Below are 23,786 nucleotides of genomic sequence, written 5' to 3'. Positions count from 1 at the left end.
ACCCAGCGGTTTTCCGATTCAACAAAGAAACGACGATTCTGCAGGTTGGGCAGAAAACGACGCTTGGTCTTGTTGTTTGCGTGGGAAACGTTGTTGCCGACCATCGGCGCTTTCCCGGTCACTTGACAGACGCGTGCCATGAAGCACTCCTAACTCTTCTACGTGGACAATGTTCGCAACAGATCAACAAAAGGCGCGCTGGCCCGKACTGCAGCGGTTGAGACTTCAGCAAACGAGCATTATAGACCGGAAAGCACTGGTGAATCAATGCCTTCTCTCGTTTACCGTTCAGGAGTGTGCATCCGTGCGGTGCGCATCACAACACGCATCGCATCCTGCATCACAGCTGGCCGTGTTCGGCGAAGGAGTGGATGTTACTACCTGCGACGATGAAATGGTCAAGAACTTGCACGTCGATCAGGGCCAGGGAGCGGGACAGCGCGCGGGTCATGGTGAGGTCGGCGGCGCTGGGCGTGGTGTTCCCCGACGGGTGGTTGTGCGCCACGATGACCGCCGCGGCGTTATACGCAAGTGCCTTACGGGCAACCTCGCGCGGATAGACGCTGGTTTGGGTCAACGTACCGCGAAACAGCTCCTCGCTGGCGAGCAGGCGGTTGCGCGCGTCCAGGAACAGGCACAGGAACGCTTCGTAGGTCAATCCCGCCAGTGACAGGCGCAGGTAGTCGCGCACCGCCGTGGGGGAATCCAGTGCCCCGGGCAGTTGCAGCTGCTCGCCCAGCGCGCGCCGGGTCAGCTCGCGGGCCGCCTGCAACTGCGCGTACTTGGCGCTGCCGACGCCCTTGACGCGTGCCAGTTGCCCGGCGTCCGCCGCAAACAGGCTGCTGAGCGTGCCGAAATCGTTCAGCAGCTCCCGGGCGATGTCAACTGCACTTTTTCCCGCCACACCCACGCGCAGGAACACGGCAAGCAGCTCGGCGTCTGAGAGCGTGGCGGCCCCGCCGCTCAGCAGTTTCTCGCGTGGCCGCTCGTTGCTGGGCCAATCGGTAATGCGCATGGCACGATCCCCTCGGAACAATGGCACCGCGGACAAGGCGGCGCTCGGTCGAGTCGCTTACAATACGGGTTGTTGACTGGTTGAGCACCWATGACTTTGCAAACTTTTGCTTCCGGCCCGGCGGATGGGGACGGCACCGTGGATGTCCGCAAGACCGTGCAGGCGGACTCCTTCCTGACCCTTCACTACAGCATCTCCATGGAGAATGGCACTGAGATCGTCAGTACCTTCGCGGAGAAGCCGGCCACGCTGCTGCTTGGACAAGGCCAGTTCGCGCCTACACTGGAGCAGGCGCTGCTGGGCATGCCGGAGGGCGAGCGCATKACTTACCGGCTGGCGCCGGAGCACGCCTTCGGCCCGCGCAACCCCGATCTGCTGCAACGGGTTTCGCTGGCGACGCTGCGCGAGAACTCGTCGTTCGAAGAGGACTACGCGCCGGGCGACCTGGTTGAGTTCAACGCGCCCGGCGGCGGTAAGTACGCCGGTGTGCTCAAGGAGATCGGCACGACGTCGGCGCTGTTCGATTTCAACCACCCGCTGGCCGGACAGACCATTCTGTTCGATGTCCAGTTGATCGGCATTCTCTAAGCAGACCACCGGCCGGGCCGTCGTGCCGGCACCCTTGAGTCGAATCCTTGCATGTCTGAACCCACCACAGCCCCCGATGCCGAGATCCTGATGGCGCAGCCGCGCGGCTTTTGCGCCGGCGTGGATCGCGCCATCGAGATCGTCGAGCGTGCCCTTGCACGCTACGGCGCGCCGATTTACGTGCGCCACGAAATCGTCCACAACGCCTATGTGGTGGAGGACCTGCGCCGCAAGGGCGCGGTCTTCGTGCAGGAGCTCGAGGAAGTGCCGCCCGGCTCGACCGTGATCTTCAGCGCCCACGGCGTATCCAAGGAAGTGCGCGCCGACGCCACCGTGCGCGGCCTGAACGTATTCGATGCGACCTGCCCGCTGGTGACCAAGGTGCACGTGGAAGTCGGCAAGATGCGCACCGAGGGCTGCGAGATCATCATGATCGGCCACAAGGGCCATCCTGAAGTCGAGGGCACCATGGGGCAGGCCGAAGGCGGCATGCTGCTGGTCGAGTCTTCCGAGGATGTCGCCAAGCTGCAAGTCACGGATCCCGAGCGCCTGGCATTCGTGACCCAGACCACGCTGTCGGTGGACGAAACGCTGGAGATCGTCGCCGCGCTCAAGGCACGCTTCCCGCTGATCCGCGAGCCCAAGAAGCAAGACATCTGCTACGCCACCCAGAACCGCCAGGATGCCGTGAAGTTCATGGCGCCCCAGGTGGAGGTGGTGATCGTGGTGGGCAGCCCCAACAGTTCCAACTCCAACCGCTTGCGCGAGCTGGCGGAGCGCCTGGGCGTGCCGGCCTACATGATCGATTCGCCCGATCAGCTCCAGCCGGAATGGATCGCGGGCAAGCGCCGCATCGGCCTGACCGCCGGCGCCTCCGCCCCCGAGGCACTGGCGCAGGCCATTGTCGCGCGCCTGCACCTTCTGGGTGCGCGCAACGTGCGCGCGCTGGACGGGATCGAGGAGAAGATGTCGTTCCCCTTGCCGCGCGGCCTGCAACAGGCCACGTCCGCCTGATCAGCCTGCTTCACCTGACCGTCTGGCAAAACGGCCCGCTCTAGCGGGCCGTTGCTTTTTGCGTAGCCGCTTCTGCCCGGCAGGCGCACCTCGCGCGCGCCGGTTGCACGCCTTCGCGCACCATTCTCTCGCCAGGGTTGCACCAATATATAGCACTCTATATTGCCTGCTGTCCCTTGGATAATGCGCAAGCCCGGCATGAACGGCCATATACCTGTCTGTCCGAAAAGACAAATAAGGGAAATCCCTGTAATTGGGGATTTCCCTATTATGGTGCCGGCGCACTCGCTCGTTGTATTTGAATGGGACTGTTGATATTAAATGAAACACCTATTTAATACGCGTCCCTGCGAAGTGACTTAAAGGCTGCAAAACCAACCTGGGGCAAGCGGTAGGCACGAATCTTGTTAGTATCAACGGCTAGCCTCCATGTAGGTGGGAATTGCCCCAATGTGTGCATTGGGGAAATTCCCTAGCTCATTTGGTGGGTTAATCCTTCAGGTTGTTGCGTCGCATATTGCATCCGTATAAAAAGGGAATACAATTCGCGCGTTTCAAATTGAAACTAAACTAAGGCGGTTCAGGGAAACGTCCGGGGGGCGTTGGTTTACCCTGATCATGTGAATCCTAGGAGATCACTCATGCAAATCACGTTTGCCAAGATTCTGCCGATCGCAGCCGCAGTGGCGCTGGTTACTGCTTGTGGCAAGAAAGAAGAAAAGCCCGCTGATGCGGCAGCATCGGCTCCTGCGGCGGCCACCGCGCCGGCAGCAGGCAGTGGCGATGTCGTAGTAAAGATCGGCCATGCGGCACCGCTCACCGGCGGCATCGCTCACCTTGGCAAGGACAACGAAAACGGCGCCCGCCTGGCCGTGGAAGAAGTCAACAAGACCGGCCTGGAGATCAACGGCAAGAAGATCAAGCTCGAGCTGGTCGGCGAAGACGACGCAGGCGACCCGAAGACGGGCACGGCTGTGGCGCAGAAGCTGGTGGACGCCAAGGTCGTGGCCGTGGTTGGCCACCTGAACTCGGGCGTATCGATTCCGGCCTCCAAGATCTATAGCGATGCTGGCATCGTGCAGATCTCGCCGTCGTCGACCAACCCCGACTACACCAAGCAAGGCTTCAAGACCACGTTCCGCGTGGTGGCCACCGACGCCCAGCAAGGTCCGGCACTGGCCAACTACGCCACCAAGAGCCTGCACGCCAAGACCGTGGCCATCGTCGACGATGCCACTGCCTACGGCAAGGGCCTGGCCGACGAGTTCGAGAAGACTGCCAAGGCTTCGGGYGTGAACGTGGTGGCACGTGAAGCCACCAACGACAAGGCTACCGACTTCAAGGCCATTCTGACCAAGATCAAGGGCAAGAAGCCCGACGTGATCATGTACGGCGGCATGGACGCCACTGGCGGCCCGTTCGCCAAGCAGGCCAAGGAACTCGGCATCAGCTCCAAGATCGTTGGCRGCGACGGCGTCTGTACCGACAAGGTGGCTGAGCTGGCCGGCGACGCCGTGTCCAACATCATCTGCTCGGAAGCCGGTCTGGCACTGTCCAAGATGGAACAGGGCGCGGACTTCGACAAGCGCTACCAGGCTCGCTTCAATGCGCCGGTGCAGATCTACGCACCGTTCACCTATGACGCCGTCATGGTCATCGTTGACGCCATGAAGCGCGCTAACTCGACCGAGCCGGCGGCCATCCTGGCCGAGATGCCCAAGACGAACTACAAGGGCCTGATCGGCAACATCGCCTTCGATGAAAAGGGCGACATGAAGGAAGGCACCATCACGTTGTACGAGTACAAGGACAAGAAGAAGACCGTTCTTGACGTCGTGAAGATGTAAACCGGGCTTACCGGCCCATCCGAACGGCACCGCGAGTATGTTGCGGTGCCGTTTTTTTAGCCTTGCCATACGTGCAGCATCCTTACCATGGGTGGAGTAGGCAGGCCGCTTACCAGCAAATATCGACACTACCAAACCACCCACATATCAACGTCCCCCCGACATCCACACCATGTCGAGGGAATTTGGACGGAAGCAAGGAGTTTTCATGGATATCTTTATCCAGCAGATCGTGAACGGTCTGGTGCTCGGCAGCATCTATGCGCTGATCGCACTSGGCTACACCATGGTCTACGGCATTCTSGGSATCATCAAYTTCGCCCACGGCGACGTGCTGATGATCGGCGCGCTGACCGCCCTGTCAGCCATACTTGGCTTGCAGAAATTCTTCCCCGGCTTGCCGGAGTGGCTCACGCTGGTGATTGCCACGCTGATTGCCATGCCGGTCTGCGCCGCGCTGGCCTACACCATCGAGCGGGTTGCCTACCGGCCGTTGCGCAACGCGCCCCGCCTAGCCCCGCTGATTACCGCCATCGGTGTGTCCATCATCCTGCAGACCCTGGCGATGATGATCTGGTCGCGTAACCCGCTGACCTTCCCGCAGCTGCTGCCCTCGTCGCCGATCGATATCGGTTCGACCGGCGCCACCATCACGGGCAAGGAAATCGTCATCATCGGCATGGCGCTGATGGTCATGGCGGGCCTGCTGACCCTCGTCAACCGCACCAAGCTGGGCCGCGCGATGCGCGCCACCGCCGAGAACCAGAAGGTGRCGGGGCTGATGGGCGTGAACCCGAACTTCGTGATCTCGGCCACCTTCATGATCGGTGCGGCGCTGGCCGCGCTGGCCGGCGTGATGATGGCGACCAACTACGGCAATGCGCACTTCTACATGGGCTTCATCCCGGGCCTGAAGGCGTTCACCGCCGCGGTGCTGGGCGGCATCGGCAACCTTGCCGGCGCCATGGTTGGCGGCATGCTGCTGGGCCTGATCGAAGCGCTGGGCGCCGGCTATATCGGCGATCTCACCAACGGGGTGTTTGGCTCCAACTACCAGGACGTGTTCGCCTTCATCGTGCTGATCATCGTCCTTGTATTCCGTCCGTCCGGCATCATGGGCGAGCGGGTTTCCGAACGCGCCTAAGGAGAGAGAATCCATGAATACCCCGATTCCATCCCCGGCGGCGCAGGCTGCGCCGCTGACCAAGACGCCGGCCAAGACCATGGCCGCGTTGCTTGGCTTCCTGGTCATCGCCTTGTGCGCCCCGTTCCTGGTGCAGACGCTGGGCGGCAACTACTGGGTGCGCGTGCTCGACTTCGCGCTGATCTACATCATGCTGGCGCTTGGCCTGAACATCGTGGTGGGCTTTGCCGGCCTGCTCGACCTCGGCTACATCGCCTTCTATGCCGTCGGCGCATACATGATGGCCTTGCTGGGCTCGCCCCACCTGGCCAACCAGTTCGAGTGGATCCACCAGCTCTTCCCGCATGGCTTTCACGTCTCCATGTGGTTCGTGCTGCCGCTGGCCGTGCTGGTGGCGGCGACTTTCGGCGTGCTGCTCGGCGCGCCAACGCTMAAGCTGCGCGGCGACTACCTCGCTATCGTGACCCTGGGCTTTGGCGAGATCATCCGCATCTTCCTGAACAACCTCGACCGGCCGCTCAACATCACCAATGGCCCGAAGGGGATCACCGCGGTGGATCCGGTCCACATCTTTGGCTTCGATTTCTCCAAGTCGCACGAGATCTTCGGGCTGAAGTTCACGCCGGTGTTCATGTACTACTACCTGCTGGTGGTGCTGGTGATCGCCATCGTGTTCATCTGCCTGCGCTTGCAGAACTCGCGCATCGGCCGCGCCTTCGTGGCCATCCGCGAAGACGAGATCGCCGCCAAGGCGATGGGCATCAACACCCGCAACATCAAGCTGCTGGCCTTTGCCATGGGCGCGTCGTTCGGCGGCGCGTCGGGCGCGGTGTTCGGCGCCTTCCAAGGCTTCGTGTCGCCTGAGTCGTTTGTGCTGTGGGAGTCCATTTACATCCTGGCCATCGTGGTGCTGGGCGGCATGGGTCACATTCCTGGCGTGATCCTGGGCGGTATCTTGCTGGTGGGTTTCCAGGAACTGCTGCGCGCCGTGGCGGAGCCGGCGCAGAACATGCTCTTCGGCCATACCATCGTCGACGCCGAAGTGTTGCGCCAGCTGTTGTTCGGGCTGGCCCTGGTGGGTGTGATGCTGTATCGCCCGGCGGGCCTGTGGCCGTCGCCGCGCAAGGAAGACCGGCCGGTGATCCGCCGCCCGGGCAGCGTTGGCCGTTTCTGACCAGGAGGACATCATGAGCAACGAGAATCTCCTCCTGTCGGTACAGGGGGTCAACAAGCGATTCGGCGGCCTGCAGGCACTGTCCGATGTGGGCCTGCAGATCGAGCCGGGTGAGATCTACGGCTTGATCGGTCCCAACGGGGCCGGCAAGACCACCTTCTTCAACGTGATTACCGGCCTGTACACGCCGGACTCCGGCGAGTTCGTGCTGGGCGGCAAGGCCTACCAGCCGACCGCCGTGCACGAAGTCGCCAAGGCCGGGATTGCCCGCACCTTCCAGAACATCCGCCTGTTCGGCGAGATGACCGCGCTGGAAAACGTGATGGTGGGCCGGCACGTGCGCACCAAGGCGGGCCTGCTTGGCGCGGTATTCCGTCCGCCCTCGGTGCGGCGCGAAGAAGAGTCGGTGGAAGACTGGGCTCACGACCTGCTGGACTATGTCGGCATCGGCAAGTACGCGCACTTCACCTCGCGCAACCTGTCCTACGGCCACCAGCGCCGCCTGGAAATCGCGCGGGCGCTGGCCACCGAGCCCAAGCTGCTGGCGCTCGATGAGCCGGCAGCCGGCATGAACGCCACCGAGAAGGTGGAACTGCGCGGCCTGCTCGACAAGATCCGCAGCGATGGCAAGACCATCCTGCTGATCGAGCACGACGTGAAGCTGGTGATGGGCCTGTGCAACCGCCTGACCGTGCTCGACTACGGCAAGGTGATCGYGCAAGGCCTGCCGCACGAAGTCCAGAGCAATCCAGCGGTGATCGAGGCTTACCTCGGTACCCCGGCGCACTGACGGGGGAAAGACACAATGAAAGAAACACTACTGAAGATATCCGGCCTGAAGGTCGCGTACGGTGGCATCCAGGCGGTCAAGGGCATCGATCTCGAGATCAAGGACGGTGAACTGGTCACGCTGATCGGTGCCAACGGCGCCGGCAAGACCACCACCATGAAGGCGATCACCGGCCTGCAGGGCTGGGCGGGCGGCGATGTGGAGTACATGGGCAAGTCCATCAAGGGCGTGCCCAGCTACACGCTGCTCAAGCAAGGGCTGGCGATGGTGCCGGAAGGCCGCGGCGTGTTCGCGCGCATGACCATCACCGAGAACCTGCAGATGGGCGCCTACACGCGCACCGACGAGGCCGGCATCAAGGCCGACATCGACCGCATGTTCGGCATCTTCCCGCGCCTCAAGGAGCGGGCCAACCAGCTGGCCGGCACGATGTCGGGCGGCGAGCAGCAGATGCTGGCCATGGCGCGCGCGCTGATGAGCCAGCCCAAGCTGCTGCTGCTGGACGAGCCCTCGATGGGCCTGTCTCCGATCATGGTCGCGAAGATCTTCGAGGTGGTGCGCGACGTCTCCGCGCTGGGCGTGACCGTGTTGCTGGTGGAGCAGAACGCGCGGCTGGCGCTGCAGGCCGCCCACCGCGGCTATGTGATGGAGTCGGGTCTCGTCACCATGAGCGGTGACGCCAAGCAGATGCTGGACGATCCGAAGGTCCGCGCGGCATATCTGGGCGAGTGATGTTGCGCCAGTGACGCTGCAGTTTGCTGCAAGGAAAAAGCCCCGCAAGCGATTTGCGGGGCTTTTTTCATGGTGCCGGGCCGGCGGCGCGCCGGCCTCAGGACGAGCCTCAGGCCAGCTTTTTCAGCAGCGTGCGCAGCATGCCGATCATCTGGTCGATTTCCTCGATGGTCACGTTCAGCGCGGGCATGAAGCGCAGCAGGTTGGGGCGCGGCGAATTCAGCAGCAGGCCTTGCGGTTGCATGTCGCGCGCTTCTTCCACCAGTTGCGGGCCGATGTCCTTGTTCAGCACCAGTGCGCGCAGCAGGCCTTCGCCGCGCTCGCCGCCCAGGCCGAACTCGGACGTCAGCGCCAGCAACTGCTCGCGCAGGTAGGCGCCTTTTTCTTGCACGCTTTGCAGGAAGCCGGGCGCGGTCAGCTGCGAGATCACGGCGCTGCCAACGGCCGTCATCACCGGGTTGCCGTTGTAGGTGCCGCCCTGGTCGCCGGCTTCGAAGCTGGCGACTTCGGCCTTGCACAGCAGGGCTGCCAGCGGCACGCCGCCGCCAATGCCCTTGCCCAGCGTCATGATGTCCGGCTCCACGCCCGACAGCTCATAGGCGAACATGGTGCCGCAACGGCCGCAGCCGGTCTGCACTTCGTCGACGATGAACAGCAGCTTGTGCTGGTCGGCCAGCTTGCGCAGGCCTTGCATGAATTCGCGCGAGGCGGGGATCACGCCGCCTTCGCCCTGCACCGGCTCCAGCATGATGGCCACGGTCTTGTCGTTGATCAGCTTCTCGCCGTTCTTGTGCTTGCGTCCCCATTTGCGCGCCAGCTTGATCGCGCCTTCGTTGGCTTCCGCGCCGCTGTTGGCGAAGAACACCTTGTCGAAGCAGCTGGCATCGGTGAGTTGCCTGGCCAGCTTGAGCATGGGCTCGTTGTAGAACGCCGGGCTGGGGTTGAACAGCTTCTTCGACTGGTCGACCAGCGCGTCGATCATGGCCTGGTTGGAGTGTCCCAGGCAGTTGACCGCCCAGCCTTGCACGAAGTCCAGGTATCGCTTGCCGTTATGATCCGTGAGCCACGAGCCCTTGCCTTCGGTAAAGACGAGCTCGGGCCGGTTGGTGATGTACATCAGGGATTGGACGGGGTACTCAGCAAATGCCATGGCGGACTCCAGGGGTCGGCGTGAAACAGGGGAGAGGAGAGCAGAAAAACAAAAAGCCACGGGGATTGCCCGTGGCTTGTTGACCTGAACAGAAGCTATGGACGGTCAGCCGCGAGGCACCCCGGTGGGGAGCGACGTACGGTAGCTGCGTCGGTTGTTGATAGCGTAGTTCATGGCCGCCAATATAAGGGCCATGCGCCCGGCTGTCAAAACGAATTTTGGCGGAGCCGGGCATTGTTGTAGCTTGGGAACGGCAGCGGGGCGCTCAGGCCGCCGGTGCCGCCGGTACCGAGCCTGCCGGATGCATGTCCGCTTCCGASGTGAACGAGTCGGCGAAGAAGGCATCCTCGTGCAGGTCGCAGCGCAGGGAAAAGTCCTTGCGCGCGGCGTTGATCATCACCGGCGCGCCGCAGGCGTAGACCTCGAAACCGGACAGGTCGGGATGGTCTTCCATCACGGCCTCGTGGACAAAGCCGGTGCGGCCGTCCCAGTCGTCGCTGTCCTGGGCGTTGGAGATCACCGGCACGTAGCGGAAGTTGGGCAGCTCGCGCGCCCATTGCTCGCACAGCGCGTGCATATAGAGATCGTGCGGGCGGCGCCCGCCCCAGTACAGCGTCATCGGGCGGGTGATGCCGGTGTAGACCGCGTGCTCGACGATGGCCTTGATCGGCGCGAAGCCGGTGCCTGAGGCCAGCAGGATGATGGGCTTGTCGGAGTCTTCACGCAGGAAGAAGCTGCCGAGCGGGCCTTCGAAGCGCAGGATGTCGCGCTCCTTCATGACCGGCTGGCCTTCCCTGGCGCCGAACACGTAGTCGGTGAAGGTGCCGCCGGGCATGTGGCGGATGTGCAGCTCGATCGGGCCATCCTGGTGCGGTGGCGTGGCGATGGAGTAGCTGCGGCGCTTGCCGTCGCGCAGCAGGAACTCGACATACTGGCCGGCCAGGAACTGCATGCGCTCGGTGGCGGGCAGTTGCAGGCGGGTCACGATGACGTCGTCGGCCACGCGTTCCAGCGTGGCGACGCGGCACGGCACCTTCTTGATGGGGATGTCGCCGGCGCCTTGCACCTCGCGGCATTCGATGGTGATGTCCGAGGTGGGCTTGGCGCAGCAGAACAGCGCGCGGCCCTCGGTCTTTTCCTGCGCGGACAGCGCGGAAGCGGCATGATCGCCCTGCTCGATGCCGCCAGCGGTGACACGGCCCTTGCAGGATCCGCATGCGCCGTTCTTGCAGCCGTAGGGCAGGCCAATGCTGTGGCGCAGGGCCGYGGTAAGGATGGTTTCATCCGCGGCCGCTTCGAACGTGCGGCCGCTGGGCATGACGGTAACTTGATAAGCCATAATCACTCTATGAGCAAAAATCTGTCGCGACGCCGCCTGGGTCGCCCGCGCCTACTCATCGTTGGCTGTGGGGATGTGGGCACGCGTTGCCTGCGTATTCTATCGACGCGCTGGCGCGTCTTTGCCATCACTTCGCAGCCGTCCCGCCGCACTGAACTGCGGGACAACGGCGCCGTGCCGCTGGTAGCCGACCTGGACCGGCCCGCCACGCTGGCGCGTCTGTCCGGGCTGGCCGACAAGGTGCTGCACCTGGCGCCGCCGCCGTCCCGCGGCGAGAGCGATCCCCGCACGCTGGCGCTGCTGCGCGCCTTGCGGCGCGGTGCCTGGCGGCAGTCCGCCGCGCGGCCTGGCGGATGGTCTGCCAAGCCCGCTATTCTACCCGACCGCCGCTACGGCAGGTCTGGCCGAAGCGCCGCGCCGCCCGCGTTCGTCTATGCCAGCACCTCGGGCGTGTATGGCGACCGGGGCGGCGCCAGGCTGGCGGAATCGCAGGCGGTGCGCCCGCAAACCGCGCGCGCCCGGCGCCGCGTGGCGGCCGAGCAGGCCGTGCGGGACTTTGGCCGCCATGCCGGCTGGCGTGCTTCCATCGTGCGCATTCCCGGCATCTATGCCGAGGACCGGCTGCCGCTGGCCCGCCTGGCCAAGGGCACGCCGGCGCTGGCGCCGCAGGACGACGTCTATACCAACCACATCCATGCCCTGGACCTGGCCCGCACCATGGTGGCGTCGCTGTTCCGCGGCCGCTCGCAGCGGGTGGTGCATGCCAGCGACGATTCGGAAATGCGCATGGCCGATTACTTCGACCTGGTGGCCGACCGCCGCGGCCTGCCCCGCCCGCCGCGCCTTGCGCGCGCGCAACTGCGCGAAGCCGTGGAGCCAACCTTGCTCAGCTTCATGAGCGAATCGCGCCGGCTGGAAAACGCCCGTCTCAAACGCGAGCTGCGCCTGCGGCTGCGCTATCCCACCGTGGCCTCCTTTTTCGACGCCTGAATTCGGGTGCCCTCGGGATCGCCCGGGAGCGCGTTCCTTTCGCATCCCGGCGGCGCCCCGTGGCACGCCGCTTGCATTGGTGTTGCCGCTCGATCCTGTATAGACAGCAAGTGATGCATTCGGCGTAGCTGTGCGCGGATCTGGTGCGCGGAGGCGAATGCGGCAAGGGGCGGATGCCCCGCCAGCGGGCATCGGCGGGCACCCGGCCTGATCCCGTAACGTCGCGGTTTTGTGCTCGTTTCGTGCCGTTCCAGGCCCGGCGGTGCGTAAGTGCCGGCCACGCCAGTTCTGCGTTTCGCCTCGGGTTAACTACCGCATTGACTTGTATATACAGCGTTGCTAAATTGCCTGGCAAATGACCGGCGCCGCAAGTACGGCGCCGCCCGAGCCGGGCGGTCCGGCCGCCGCCAACGCTGGCGCGGCCTCGTTCGCATCACACCAAAGGAGCCAGGAAGATGGGATTTCGTATCCGTAGCGGTAAGCCGCTAGCCGCCGCCGTTGCAGCAGTCGTCGCCACGCTGGGTGCCGCAGGCACCGCGCAAGCGCAAGCCACGCAGGTCACGCTCGGCATGAGCGGCTGGACTGGCTTCGCGCCGCTGACGCTGGCCGACAAGGCCGGCATCTTCAAGAAGCATGGTGTCGACGTCGACATCAAGATGATTCCGCAGAAGGACCGTCACCTGGCACTCGCCTCGGGCGCCATCCAGTGCGCTGCCACCACGGTCGAGACCCATGTGGCCTGGAACGCCAACGGCGTGCCCATCACCCAGATCGTGCAGCTCGACAAGTCCTACGGTGCCGATGGCCTGGCCGTGCGCGGTGACGTCAAAGGCTTTGCCGACCTCAAGGGCAAGACCATCGGCGTGGACGCGCCGGGCACCGCGCCTTACTTCGGCCTGGCCTGGATGCTCAAGAAGAACGGCATGAGCCTGAAGGACGTGAAGACCACCACGCTGTCGCCGCAAGCCGCCGCGCAGGCCTTCGTCTCGGGCCAGAACGATGCTGCCATGACGTATGAGCCGTACCTGTCGTCGGTGCGCCAGAACCCGGACAAGGGCAAGATCCTCGCCACCACGCTGGACTACCCGATGGTGATGGACACGCTGGGCTGCGCGCCCAAGTGGCTCAAGGACAACCCCAAGGCCGCGCAAGCGCTGGTGGACAGCTACTTCGAAGCGCTCGACATGATCAAGCAGGACCCGGCCAAGGCTAACGACATCATGGGCGCGGCGGTCAAGCAAAGCGGCGAGCAGTTCGCCAAGTCGTCCGCCTACCTGCGCTGGCAGGATCGTGACGCCAACCGCAAATTCTTCGGCGGCGAGCTGGCCAGCTTCAGCAAGGAAGCGGCGCAGGTGCTGCTGGAGATCGGCGTGATTCGCCAGGTGCCGGACGTCACGGCGCTGTACGACGCGCGCTTTATCAAGTAACGAGGCCGGTGCCATGACGCAGGTTCACATTGGTTCGCCCGCCGCCGGTGCGGCTACAACGCCCGCTCCCGCCGCGGTGACTCCGGCGGCCGCGCGCCGGCATCCCTGGATGGCGCCGCTGGCGCCGGTCACCCAGCGTGCGCGCTGGGTCCTGGGCTTGTCGTTCTTTGTGGTGTTCTTTGCCGTGTGGGCGGCGGTGACCCTGGGCGGCATGGTGCCGCGCACCTTCCTGGCCGACCCGATGACCATGGCCCACGAAGGTGTGCTGCTGTTCGCCGAGTACAACTTCATCGGCGACATCGGCATGACGGTATGGCGCGTGCTGGGCGGCTTCGTGCTGGCCGCTGTGCTGGCCGTGCCGCTGGGCATCTTCATGGGCGCGTACAAGGCGGCGGAGGCGTTCTTCGAGCCCTTCGTCTCGTTTTGCCGCTACCTGCCGGCGTCGGCCTTTATTCCGCTGCTGATCCTGTGGGCCGGCATCGGCGAAGCGCAGAAGGTACTGGTGATCTTTATCGGCTCGTTCTTCCAGATCGTGCTGATGGTGGCAGTGACGGTGGGCGGCGCACGGCGCGACCTGGTGGAGGCGGCCTACACGCTGGGCGCCAACAGCAGTGGCATCGTGCGGCGCGTGCTGATCCCGGGCGCCGCGCCGGAAATCGCCGAGATCCTGCGCCTGGTGCTGGGCTGGGCCTGGACCTATGTCATCGTCGCCGAGCTGATCGGCTCGTCCTCCGGCATTGGCCACATGATCACCGACAGCCAGGCGCTGCTCAACACCGGGCAGATCATCTTCGGCATTATCGTGATCGGTTGCATCGGCCTGGTCTCCGACCTGGCTTTCAAGCTGGCCAACCAGCGCCTGTTCCCGTGGAGTTCGATCAAATGAGCGCGCTGTCCATCCAGCAGGTCTCGCGTACCTTCGTCAATCCGCGCGGCGGCCAGACCCTGGCGTTGCAGCCGACCGATTTCGAAGTGGCGGACAACGACTTCGTCACCATCCTCGGCCCCTCGGGCTGCGGCAAGTCCACGCTGCTGCGCATCGTCGCCGGGCTGGATACGCCCACCACCGGGCGCGTGCTGCTCGACGGGCAGGAAGTCACCGGCCCGGGCGCGGAGCGTGGCATGGTGTTCCAGTCGTACACGCTGTTCCCGTGGCTGACCATCGAGCAGAACGTGCGCTTTGGCCTGCGCGAGCGCGGCATGAGCGAGGCCGGCCAGCGCGAGCGCAGCGACTTCTTTATCCAGCGCGTGGGCCTGCGCGGCTTCGAGCATCATTTCCCCAAGCAGCTCTCGGGCGGCATGCAGCAGCGCACGGCCATTGCCCGGGCGCTGGCCAACGACCCCAAGATCCTGCTGCTGGACGAGCCCTTCGGCGCGCTGGACAACCAGACCCGCGTGCTGATGCAGGAACTGCTGCTGGGCATCTGGGAAGCCTCGCGCAAGACGGTGCTGTTCGTCACGCACGATATCGACGAGGCCATCTTCATGGCCAACCGCGTTGCCGTGTTCTCGGCGCGGCCGGGGCGCATCAAGCGCACCATCGACGTGGATTTTCCGCACCCGCGCCACTACACGATCAAGACCTCGCCGGCGTTCTCGGAACTCAAGGCGGTGCTGACCGAGGAAATCCGCGCCGAGGCCATGGCCTCCGCGGAGCACTGAGTTGCCAGCCAAGCCATGAAAGCTGCCACCGCCAACCGCCGGGGCGTTCCCGATGCCACTCCCGCCGCGCTCTACCAGCAGGTGAAGGAGTACATCGCGCGCCATATCCAGAGCCGCGCGTRGCAGCCGGGCGACCGCGTGCCATCCGAGCAGGAACTGGTCACGCGCTTTGGCGTGTCGCGCATGACGGTGAACCGCGCGCTGCGCGAGCTGGCCGAGCAGGGCAGGGTGGTGCGCGTGGCCGGCGTGGGAACCTTCGTGGCGGAGCACAAGCCGCAGTCGACGCTGCTCAACGTGGTCAACCTGCAGGATGAGATCCGCATGCGCGGGCACGACTACGCCTGCGACGTCATGGTGGTGGAACGCGTGGCTGCCTCCATCGAGGTCGCGGCCGCGCTGGACTTGCGCACCGGTGAATCGGTGTTCCACTCCGTGTGCGTGCACCGCGAGGACGGCGTGCCGGTGCAGCTCGAAGACCGCTATGTGAACCMGCGCGTCGCGCCGGACTTCATCAACCAGGATTTCGCTGCCGCCGATGCGGTGAAGCCGGGCGAATACCTGCTGCGCCATGTGCCCTACGACCAGATCGAACACGTGGTCGATGCCATTTCCGCCACGGCGGAGCAGGCCACCCAACTGGAAATGCCGGCTACCCAGCCGTGCCTGCTGCTGACCCGCCGCACCTGGACGGGCGGCACCCCCGTGACCTTTGTACGTTGCCTGCACCCAGGCAACCGTTACCGCCTAGGCAGCCGATTCCGCGCCGATGGCAATCCGGCCTTCGGCTGAACCCGCCGAGGGCCGTTAGTTTTTTCAGATCCACCAGCCAACGCACGAACCCGGCTGTATAGACAGGGACATACAAATGAGCGCCACCCAAGCCAACCAAACTTCCCGCCCGCTGCTGACCTTGCAGCCCGGCTCCGTCACGCTGGCCGACCTGCGCCGCATCCATCGCGGCGAAGTGAGCCTGGCGATGGATGCATCCGCGTGGGCTGGCGTGCGCGCATCCCAGGCCACCGTGCAGGACATCATCGACGCCGATGCGGTGGTCTACGGCATCAACACCGGCTTCGGCAAGCTGGCGCAAACGCGCATTGCGCATGACAAGCTGGCGGAGCTGCAGCGCAACCTGGTGCTGTCGCACAGCGTGGGCACCGGCGCGGACCTGAACAGCGACACCGTGCGGCTGATTCTGGCGATCAAGGCCGTGAGCCTGGCGCGCGGCCATTCCGGCATCCGTCCCGAAATCATCGAGGCGCTGCTGGCGCTGGCCAACGCCGGCGTCACGCCGTGCATTCCGGCCAAGGGCTCGGTGGGGGCGTCCGGCGATCTCGCGCCGCTGGCGCATATGTCGTGCACGCTGATCGGCGTGGGCGAGGTGATGATCGACGGCGTGCGCCGCCCGGCCGCCGAAGGGCTGGCCCACGCTGGCCTGGCACCCTTCACGCTAGGCCCCAAGGAAGGGTTGGCGCTGCTCAACGGCACGCAGGTTTCCACCGCGCTGGCGCTGGCGGGCCTGTTTGCCGCCGAAGACATCTTCGCTGCCGGGCTGGTGGCGGGCGCGCTGTCGCTCGAAGCCATCAAAGGCTCGGTCAAGCCGTTTGACGCGCGCATCCACGCCGCGCGCGGCCAGGCCGGCCAGATTGCCGTGGCCGGCGCAGTGCGCACGCTGCTCGATGGCAGCAAGATCGTGGACTCGCATGTGAGCTGCGGCCGCGTGCAGGACCCGTACTCCATCCGCTGCCAGCCGCAGGTGATGGGCGCCTGCCTGGACAACCTGCAACACGCCGCGCGCGTGCTGCAGATCGAGGCCAACGCCGCGTCCGACAATCCGCTGGTGTTCCCGGAGCAGGGCGACGTGATCTCGGGCGGCAACTTCCACGCCGAGCCGGTGGCGTTTGCCGCCGACATCATCGCGCTGGCCATCGCCGAGATCGGCGCGATCTCCGAGCGCCGCCTCGCGCTGCTGCTCGATACCGGCCTGTCCGGCCTGCCGCCGTTCCTGGTGCGCGACGGCGGCCTGCATTCGGGCTTCATGATCGCGCAGGTCACTGCCGCCGCGCTGGCCTCCGAGAACAAGTCGCTGGCGCACCCTGCCAGCGTGGACAGCTTGCCGACGTCGGCCAACCAGGAGGACCATGTGTCGATGGCCACCTACGGCGCGCGCCGCCTGGGCGATATGGCGGAGAACACCGCCGTGGTGGTCGGCATCGAAGCCATGGCCGCCGCGCAGGGCATCGAGTTCCACCGCCCGCTGGAATCCTCGCCGCTGATCGAGACCGAGATCGCGCGCATCCGCGAGCGCGTGGCCTTCGTGGAAGGCGACCGCTACTTCGCGCCGGATATCGAGGCGATGAAGCTGTGGGTGCAGCAGGGCGATGCGGGTGCCGGTTGGCCCGAGTCGGTGCGCCAGGTGCTGCCGTCGCAGGTGGGCGTGGCGTAAGCCGCCGTGCTGAAGAAAACAATTGGCTTCGCTTCAAGTGGCTCCTAGTCAAACCGCCCCTCTCCCCAACTCTATCCCCGTGACGGGAGAGGGCGGGCGCCCCCGAATGCGAGGCCCCAAAAATCACCGCAGCGCAGGGTTGAACCCAACACGCAGGAGAACCAGACATGAACGCCAACGAACATCAATTCACCAAGGCGGCACCCCCGCGCGGCCAGCGCGAGATCCGCGCGCCGCGCGGCACCGAGCTGCACTGCAAGAACTGGCTGATCGAAGCCGCCTACCGCATGCTCCAGAACAACCTGGATCCCGATGTGGCCGAGCGCCCGCAGGACCTGGTGGTGTACGGCGGCATCGGCAAGGCGGCGCGCAACTGGGAGTGCTTCGATGCCATCCTCGATAGCCTGCGCAACCTGGGCGAGGAAGAATCGCTGCTGGTGCAATCCGGCAAGCCGGTGGGCGTGTTCCGCACCCATGCCGACGCGCCGCGCGTGCTGATTGCCAACTCCAACCTGGTGCCGCACTGGGCCACCTGGGACAAGTTCAACGAGCTGGACCGCGCCGGCCTGATGATGTACGGCCAGATGACTGCCGGCTCGTGGATCTATATCGGCACGCAGGGCATCGTGCAGGGCACCTTCGAAACCTTTGTCGAAGCCGGCCGCCAGCACTACAACAACGATCTCACCGGCAAGTGGATCCTCACGGCAGGTCTCGGCGGCATGGGCGGCGCGCAGACGCTGGCCGGCGTGCTGGCCGGCGCTTGTGTGCTGGCCATCGAGTGCCAGGAGTCGCGTATCGACTTCCGCCTGCGCACGCGCTATGTCGACAAGAAGGCCACCAGCATCGACGAAGCGCTGGCCATGATCGAAGAAGCCACGCGCAACAAGCAGGCCATCTCCGTCGGYCTGCTCGGCAAYGCYGCSGAGATCWTSCCGGAACTSGTCAAGCGGGCGCAGGCCGGCGGCATGCGCCCGGACATCGTCACCGACCAGACCTCGGCGCACGACCTGGTCAACGGCTACCTGCCGGCGGGCTGGACGGTGGCGCAATGGGAAGCCGCGCGCACGGCCGATCCCAAGTCGGTCGAGGCCGCCGCCAAGGCCTCCATCGTCAAGCACGTGCAGGCCATGCTGGCCTTCCAGCAGATGGGCGTGCCCACGCTGGACTATGGCAACAACATCCGTCAGGTCGCCTTTGACGAGGGCGTGGCCAATGCCTTTGATTTCCCGGGGTTCGTGCCGGCGTACATCCGCCCGCTGTTTTGCCGCGGCAAGGGCCCCTTCCGCTGGGTCGCGCTGTCGGGAGACCCCGAGGATATCTACAAGACCGATGCCAAGATGAAGGAGCTGTTCCCCGAAGACGCGCACCTGCACCGCTGGCTGGACATGGCGCGCGACCGCATCGCCTTCCAGGGCCTGCCCGCGCGCATCTGCTGGGTGGGGCTGGACGAGCGCCACCGCGCGGGCCTGGCCTTCAACGAGATGGTGAAGAACGGCGAGCTGAAGGCGCCGATCGTGATCGGCCGCGACCACCTGGATTGCGGCTCGGTTGCCAGCCCCAACCGCGAGACCGAAGCCATGCGCGACGGCTCCGATGCGGTGTCCGACTGGCCGCTGCTCAACGCGCTGCTCAACACCGCGGGCGGTGCCACGTGGGTCAGCCTGCATCACGGCGGCGGCGTGGGCATGGGCTTCTCGCAGCATTCGGGCGTGGTGATCGTGTGCGACGGCACCGACGCCGCGGCTAAGCGCATCGAGCGTGTGCTGTGGAACGACCCGGCCACCGGCGTGATGCGCCACGCCGATGCCGGCTACGAAAGCGCGATCGACTGCGCCCATGAGAAGGGCCTGAACCTGCCGATGGTGCCGAAGGGGGCAGGCGTATGAACGGCGTCGAACGCTTCTCGCTCGGCGCGCTGGCTGCGCGGCCCTGGAAGAACGGCGGCGGCGTCACCCGCGAGATCGCGGCGTGGCCGCCGKGCGCCGGCATGGACGCCTTCCTGTGGCGCGTGAGCGTGGCCGACATCGCCGCCGATGGGCCGTTCTCCGCTTTTCCCGGCATCGATCGCCAGATCGTGCTGCTGGACGGCGAGGGCGTACGCCTGCTGGCTGACGATGGCAGCTTCGATCATCGCCTCGATGCCGTTGGCGAGCCCTTTGCCTTTGCCGGCGAGCGCGGCGTGCAGGCCACGCTGCTGGATGGCGCCACGCGGGACTTCAATGTGATGACGCGGCGCGGCCAGTGCCGCGCGAGCGTGGTCGCGGCGCGCGGCGAGTTCACGATCGCGCCCGGCGCGCAAGTGGTGCTGTTGTTTGTGGTTGAGGGGGCATGGCGCCACGGCGTTGCCGGCCAGGGCGGCCAAGCCGTGCTGGCGAGCGACGACGGCATGCTGTTTGCCGAAGGCGTGGCGGTGCCATATCGCCTGCAGGCGATGTCGGAGCCCGCGCTATGCCTGTGCGTCACCCTGGAACTGGAGTTGGAGAACCCGCAATGAACCTGAACCCGGCGCAGGCCGCCGTTACCGCTTCGTCCACTGAATCTGCCAAGTCCGCCGACGGCGTCTGGCATCGCTGCCACCTGCTGCCCGACGGGGATCCCGCCAAGGCCATCCGTGACGCCGCGCTGGTCGTGCAGCAAGGCCGCATCGCGTGGCTCGGCACGCAGGCCGAGMTGCCGCAGGCGTACGCAGCGCTGCCGCGCCACGATGCCGGCAACGCGTGGATCACGCCGGGCCTGGTCGACTGCCACACCCACCTGGTGTATGGCGGGCAGCGCGCCGATGAATTCGCCATGCGCCTGGCTGGTGCAGGCTATGAGGAAATCGCGCGCGCCGGCGGCGGCATCGTCTCCACCGTGCGCGCCACCCGCGCCGCCGATGAAGACACGCTGTTCGCGCTGGCCGGCGCGCGTCTTGCGCCGCTGCTGGCCGAAGGCGTGACCACGCTGGAGATCAAGTCCGGCTACGGCCTGGACCTCGCCAGCGAGCGCAAGCAGCTGCGCGTGGCGCGCCGCCTGGGCGAGGCCTTTGGCGTGACGGTGCACACCACTTTCCTCGGCGCGCACGCGCTGCCGCCGGAATACGCGGGCCGCGCCGACGACTACATCACGCTGGTGTGCGAAACCATGATGCCCGCGCTGGCCGAAGAGGGCCTCATCGATGCGGTGGACGCCTTCTGCGAATCCGTGGGCTTCAGCCTGGCGCAGACCGAGCGCGTGTTCCAGGCCGCCGAGCGCCACGGCTTGCGCGTCAAGCTGCACGCCGAGCAACTCAGCAACCTGGGTGGCACCGCGCTGGCGGCGCGTTACCGCGCGCTGTCGGCCGATCACCTGGAACACCTGGATGAGGCCGGCGTCGTTGCCATGGCCGAGTCGGGCACGGTGGCGGTCTTGCTGCCTGGCGCCTATTATTTCCTGCGTGACACCAACCTGCCGCCGATCGACCTGCTGCGCCGGCATGGCGTGCCGATGGCGATCTCCACCGATCACAATCCCGGTACGTCACCCGTCACTTCGCTGCTGCTGATGATGAATATGGCGTGCACCCTGTTCAGGCTGACCGTGCCGGAAGTGCTGGCAGGTGTCACCACGCACGCCGCGCGCGCGCTGGGCGCGGCCGGCCGGCACGGCTTGCTGGCCGCCGGGCGCGCCGCCGATTTCGTGCTGTGGCATGTCGATTCGCCGGCCGAGCTGGCCTACTGGTTCGGGCGCAATCCGGCCGCCGCCGTGGTGCGCCAGGGCAAGGTCTATCCCGCCGCCACGCTAGCGCAAGGAGTGCGGCCATGAGCGCCGGAAGCCTGTTCGCCACGCAGGCCTTGCTGCCCACCGGCTGGGCCAGCAATGTGCTGCTGGCCTGGGACGACGCCGGCGCATTTACGACGGTGCAGGCCGGCGCGGAACCCGCCGTGGACGTGCCGCGCGCCGCCGGGCCGCTGTTGCCGGGCATGCCCAATCTGCATTCGCACGCCTTCYAGCGCGGCTTTGCCGGGTTGACCGAGTTCCGCAGCGAGACACTGGCCGACGGCCAGGAGAGCGATTCCTTCTGGAGCTGGCGCAAGCTGATGTACCGCTTCGCGCTGCGGCTTTCGCCCGATACGCTGGAAGCCATCGCCACGCAGCTCTATATCGAGATGCTGCGCGCGGGCTACACCAGCGTTTGCGAATTCCACTATGTGCATCACGACACGGACGGCAAGCCTTACGCCGACCCCGCCGAGATGTCGCTGCGCCTGCTGCGCGCCGCGCAGGCGGCCGGCATCGGCATCACGCTGCTGCCGGTGCTGTACCAGACGGCCGGCTTCGGCGGCAAGCCCGCGGTGCCGGATCAGCGCCGCTTCCTGCATGAGACTGACGCCATGCTCGCCTTGCTTGGCCGGCTGGCTCCGCAATGCCATGGCCAGGCCCGCCTGGGACTTGCCCCGCACTCGCTGCGCGCGGTGCCGCCGAAGAGCCTTGCCGACGCCGTGGCGGGCCTGCGCGCGCTGGATGCAACAGCGCCGGTGCACATCCATATCGCCGAGCAGCAGCGCGAGGTCGACGAGTGCATCACGCTGACTGGCGCACGCCCGGTGGCGTGGCTGCTCGACCATGCCGAGGTGGACGCGCGCTGGTGCCTGGTGCATGCCACGCACCTGGACTGGGACGAACGGCGGCGGCTGGCGCACAGCGGCGCGGTGGCCGGCATCTGCCCGACCACCGAAGCCAACCTGGGCGATGGGGTATTCGATGCCGCGCCCTACCTCGGGCAGAGCGGTGTCTGGGGCATCGGCTCGGACAGCCACGCCAGCGTCAGCGTGGTGGAAGAGCTGCGGCTGTTCGAGTACGGCCAGCGGCTGGCGCTGCAAAAGCGCAATGTGCTGGCATCGGACGCGCACAAGCAGGTGGCGGACCGCCTTTACCTCGATGCGGCCTTTGGCGGCGCGCGCGCGTCGGGCCGGGATATCGGCGCGATTGCTGTCGGGCAGCAGGCGGATTTCGTCGTGCTGGACGGCGCGCATGCCACGCTCTCGGGTTTGTCGGGCAGCCAGGCGCTGGCGGTCCATGTGTTCACCAACCATGGGCATGAGACACTAGCGGAAGTCCGCACGGCGGGCCGCACGCGCGTGCAGCATGGTATGCACGCCTTGCAGGCCGACGCTGGCAAGCGCTTCGCCGCTGCGCGCGCAAGCCTGCTGACTGACTAAAACCCGGTGCACCACGCGGCCTGACGCTTGACGCTACAAGCTTCAGGCCCGCATTGATGGGCACTGCGCCTTTATGTTGCAAAGTAGCAAACAAGAAAACATGGCCTTCTCGACCGATACCCCCGCTTTCACCCTGCATCGCGGCACGCGCCCGATGCTGGTGTCGATGCCGCACGTCGGCACCCACCTGCCGGCCTCCGTGTCCGACCGGCTGACCGCCGAGGCACGCACCGTGCCCGATACCGACTGGCACCTGGAGCGCCTGTACGATTTCGCGCGCGAGCTCGGCGCCTCCATCCTGGTGGCCACCCACTCGCGCTACGTGGTGGACCTGAACCGCCCGCCCGACAACGCCAATCTCTACCCCGGCCAGGACACCACCGGCCTGTGCCCGGTCGATACCTTCGACAAGACGCCGATCTACGCCGACGCCGGCAGCCTGCCCGCCGACGATGAAATCGCCGCGCGCCGCGACGCCATCTGGCGTCCGTACCACGGCGCGCTCGCCGGGGAACTGGCCCGCTTGCGCGCCGAGCACGGTACCGTGGCGCTGTGGGACGCGCATTCGATCCGCTCGGTGCTGCCGCGCTTTTTTGAAGGCAAGCTGACCGACTTCAACCTGGGCACCGCCAATGGTGCCAGCTGCGACGCCGCGCTGGCCAACCAGTTGCTGGATATCGCGGGCGCGTTGCCTGGCTATACGTCGGTGCTGAACGGGCGCTTCAAGGGTGGCTATATCACGCGGCAGTACGGGGCGCCGGCCCAGGGCGTGCAAGCCGTGCAGCTGGAGTTGACGCAGTCGGCCTATATGAGCGAGACCTATCCCTTTGCCTATGACGAAGCGCGGGCCACACGCATTCAGCCCACGCTGAAGACGATGCTGGAGACGGTGTTGGGGTACGTGGAAGCGCGTTAAGGCTTCTAGCCCCGCTGACGCGGGGGTGTCTCTTGTGGGCGGGGTTTTACTGCTTCTAGCTGCTGTCGCGGCTGTACGGTGTTGGCCGTTTTGGAACGTGTGAGATGTCACTTYTCTTTACTCGTAAAGARAAGATGGTATGAACGCGCCCCGTCCCCGCAGTGGAGCGCGAGGTGGCGAGACGGTAGTGTGGGTCAGGCAGAAAAGAGTCTGATGAGAGGGGGGGGGCCTCCAGACCGAACGGCATCGCAATGTGCCAGAGTGGAAGATGTCACCACCACTACAGGAACGGAGGGACCCGAAATGAATGCTATGACATTTGGGCTGGATATTGCAAAGCATGTGTTCCAGCTGTACTGGGTTGACCCT

General features: G+C 65.7%; 22 protein-coding genes. 18 read left to right on the top strand and 4 right to left on the bottom strand.

Annotation, left to right across the window (positions count from 1 at the left end):
- On the bottom strand, window positions 1-140 hold a 140-nt coding region (rpmB, locus tag AC1DS3_RS23950), incomplete at its 3' end, for a 50S ribosomal protein L28 (protein WP_477128100.1).
- Between the two features lie 200 nt (window positions 141-340).
- Window positions 341-1,015: a RadC family protein gene (radC, locus tag AC1DS3_RS23945; RefSeq protein WP_441636617.1), complete on the bottom strand. Its 675-nt coding sequence runs from the start codon at window positions 1,013-1,015 to the stop codon at window positions 341-343.
- Window positions 1,016-1,105: 90 nt separating this feature from the next.
- Here radC and AC1DS3_RS23940 point away from each other — a divergent pair, with 90 nt between their 5' ends.
- The 7 genes from AC1DS3_RS23940 to AC1DS3_RS23910 all read left to right on the top strand — a co-directional run bounded on the left by AC1DS3_RS23940 (window position 1,106) and on the right by AC1DS3_RS23910 (window position 8,304).
- Window positions 1,106-1,603: an FKBP-type peptidyl-prolyl cis-trans isomerase gene (locus AC1DS3_RS23940; protein ID WP_477128099.1), complete on the top strand. Its 498-nt coding sequence runs from the start codon at window positions 1,106-1,108 to the stop codon at window positions 1,601-1,603.
- Between the two features lie 51 nt (window positions 1,604-1,654).
- Window positions 1,655-2,617 carry a 4-hydroxy-3-methylbut-2-enyl diphosphate reductase gene (ispH, locus tag AC1DS3_RS23935; RefSeq protein WP_441636621.1) on the top strand — a complete coding sequence of 321 codons (963 nt, stop codon included), beginning with the start codon at window positions 1,655-1,657 and terminating at the stop codon, window positions 2,615-2,617.
- Between the two features lie 641 nt (window positions 2,618-3,258).
- Complete coding sequence (locus AC1DS3_RS23930; protein WP_477128098.1) at window positions 3,259-4,464, top strand: branched-chain amino acid ABC transporter substrate-binding protein; 1,206 nt, start codon at window positions 3,259-3,261, stop codon at window positions 4,462-4,464.
- A 208-nt stretch (window positions 4,465-4,672) separates the two neighbouring features.
- On the top strand, window positions 4,673-5,608 hold the full coding sequence (locus AC1DS3_RS23925) for a branched-chain amino acid ABC transporter permease (RefSeq protein WP_477128097.1): 936 nt from the start codon (window positions 4,673-4,675) through the stop codon (window positions 5,606-5,608).
- 13 nt (window positions 5,609-5,621) lie between these two features.
- On the top strand, window positions 5,622-6,782 hold the full coding sequence (locus AC1DS3_RS23920) for an ABC transporter permease subunit (RefSeq protein WP_441636626.1): 1,161 nt from the start codon (window positions 5,622-5,624) through the stop codon (window positions 6,780-6,782).
- A gap of 13 nt (window positions 6,783-6,795) precedes the next feature.
- On the top strand, window positions 6,796-7,572 hold the full coding sequence (locus AC1DS3_RS23915; RefSeq protein ID WP_477128096.1) for an ABC transporter ATP-binding protein: 777 nt from the start codon (window positions 6,796-6,798) through the stop codon (window positions 7,570-7,572).
- A gap of 15 nt (window positions 7,573-7,587) precedes the next feature.
- Window positions 7,588-8,304, top strand: coding sequence for an ABC transporter ATP-binding protein (locus AC1DS3_RS23910; RefSeq protein WP_441636630.1), 717 nt, complete (start codon window positions 7,588-7,590; stop codon window positions 8,302-8,304).
- Between the two features lie 109 nt (window positions 8,305-8,413).
- On the opposite strand, the gene AC1DS3_RS23905 is transcribed toward AC1DS3_RS23910, so the two are convergent.
- Window positions 8,414-9,454 (bottom strand): aminotransferase class III-fold pyridoxal phosphate-dependent enzyme, encoded by a 1,041-nt coding sequence (locus tag AC1DS3_RS23905; protein ID WP_477128095.1) that lies wholly within the window; start codon window positions 9,452-9,454, stop codon window positions 8,414-8,416.
- 265 nt (window positions 9,455-9,719) lie between these two features.
- Window positions 9,720-10,793, bottom strand: a complete 1,074-nt coding sequence (locus AC1DS3_RS23900) for a CDP-6-deoxy-delta-3,4-glucoseen reductase (protein ID WP_477128094.1) — start codon at window positions 10,791-10,793, stop codon at window positions 9,720-9,722.
- Between the two features lie 9 nt (window positions 10,794-10,802).
- Here AC1DS3_RS23900 and AC1DS3_RS23895 point away from each other — a divergent pair, with 9 nt between their 5' ends.
- The 11 genes from AC1DS3_RS23895 (at window position 10,803) to hutG (ending at window position 23,417) form a co-directional block, all read left to right on the top strand.
- A complete protein-coding gene (locus AC1DS3_RS23895) occupies window positions 10,803-11,783 on the top strand; it encodes an NAD-dependent epimerase/dehydratase family protein (RefSeq protein WP_441636634.1) in 981 nt (326 codons plus the stop codon).
- A gap of 455 nt (window positions 11,784-12,238) precedes the next feature.
- The gene (locus tag AC1DS3_RS23890) at window positions 12,239-13,210 is read left to right on the top strand and encodes an ABC transporter substrate-binding protein (RefSeq protein ID WP_441636636.1); all 972 of its coding nucleotides are present in this window, start codon (window positions 12,239-12,241) and stop codon (window positions 13,208-13,210) included.
- 13 nt (window positions 13,211-13,223) lie between these two features.
- Window positions 13,224-14,096 (top strand): ABC transporter permease, encoded by an 873-nt coding sequence (locus tag AC1DS3_RS23885; protein WP_441636638.1) that lies wholly within the window; start codon window positions 13,224-13,226, stop codon window positions 14,094-14,096.
- A complete protein-coding gene (locus AC1DS3_RS23880; RefSeq protein WP_441636640.1) occupies window positions 14,093-14,872 on the top strand; it encodes an ABC transporter ATP-binding protein in 780 nt (259 codons plus the stop codon). The genes AC1DS3_RS23885 and AC1DS3_RS23880 overlap by 4 nt, the downstream gene beginning before the upstream one ends.
- A gap of 15 nt (window positions 14,873-14,887) precedes the next feature.
- Window positions 14,888-15,661, top strand: a complete 774-nt coding sequence (gene hutC / locus AC1DS3_RS23875; RefSeq protein ID WP_477128093.1) for a histidine utilization repressor — start codon at window positions 14,888-14,890, stop codon at window positions 15,659-15,661.
- Between the two features lie 76 nt (window positions 15,662-15,737).
- Window positions 15,738-17,318 (top strand): histidine ammonia-lyase, encoded by a 1,581-nt coding sequence (hutH, locus tag AC1DS3_RS23870; protein WP_441636642.1) that lies wholly within the window; start codon window positions 15,738-15,740, stop codon window positions 17,316-17,318.
- Window positions 17,319-17,485: 167 nt separating this feature from the next.
- Window positions 17,486-19,207, top strand: a complete 1,722-nt coding sequence (gene hutU, locus AC1DS3_RS23865; protein ID WP_477128092.1) for a urocanate hydratase — start codon at window positions 17,486-17,488, stop codon at window positions 19,205-19,207.
- Window positions 19,204-19,815 (top strand): HutD/Ves family protein, encoded by a 612-nt coding sequence (locus tag AC1DS3_RS23860; protein WP_477128091.1) that lies wholly within the window; start codon window positions 19,204-19,206, stop codon window positions 19,813-19,815. Before hutU ends, AC1DS3_RS23860 begins: the two co-directional genes overlap by 4 nt.
- The gene (gene hutI, locus AC1DS3_RS23855; protein WP_477128090.1) at window positions 19,812-21,104 is read left to right on the top strand and encodes an imidazolonepropionase; all 1,293 of its coding nucleotides are present in this window, start codon (window positions 19,812-19,814) and stop codon (window positions 21,102-21,104) included. Before AC1DS3_RS23860 ends, hutI begins: the two co-directional genes overlap by 4 nt.
- Window positions 21,101-22,501, top strand: a complete 1,401-nt coding sequence (locus AC1DS3_RS23850) for a formimidoylglutamate deiminase (protein ID WP_477128089.1) — start codon at window positions 21,101-21,103, stop codon at window positions 22,499-22,501. Before hutI ends, AC1DS3_RS23850 begins: the two co-directional genes overlap by 4 nt.
- Window positions 22,502-22,601: 100 nt before the next feature.
- Window positions 22,602-23,417 carry an N-formylglutamate deformylase gene (gene hutG / locus AC1DS3_RS23845; protein WP_441636652.1) on the top strand — a complete coding sequence of 272 codons (816 nt, stop codon included), beginning with the start codon at window positions 22,602-22,604 and terminating at the stop codon, window positions 23,415-23,417.
- Window positions 23,418-23,786: the final 369 nt, after the last annotated feature.

It is taken from the genome of Cupriavidus sp. 01L46, assembly GCF_056399905.1.
Note: the sequence above shows the minus strand (reverse complement) of the source record. Positions and strands in the feature narration are given on the sequence as shown.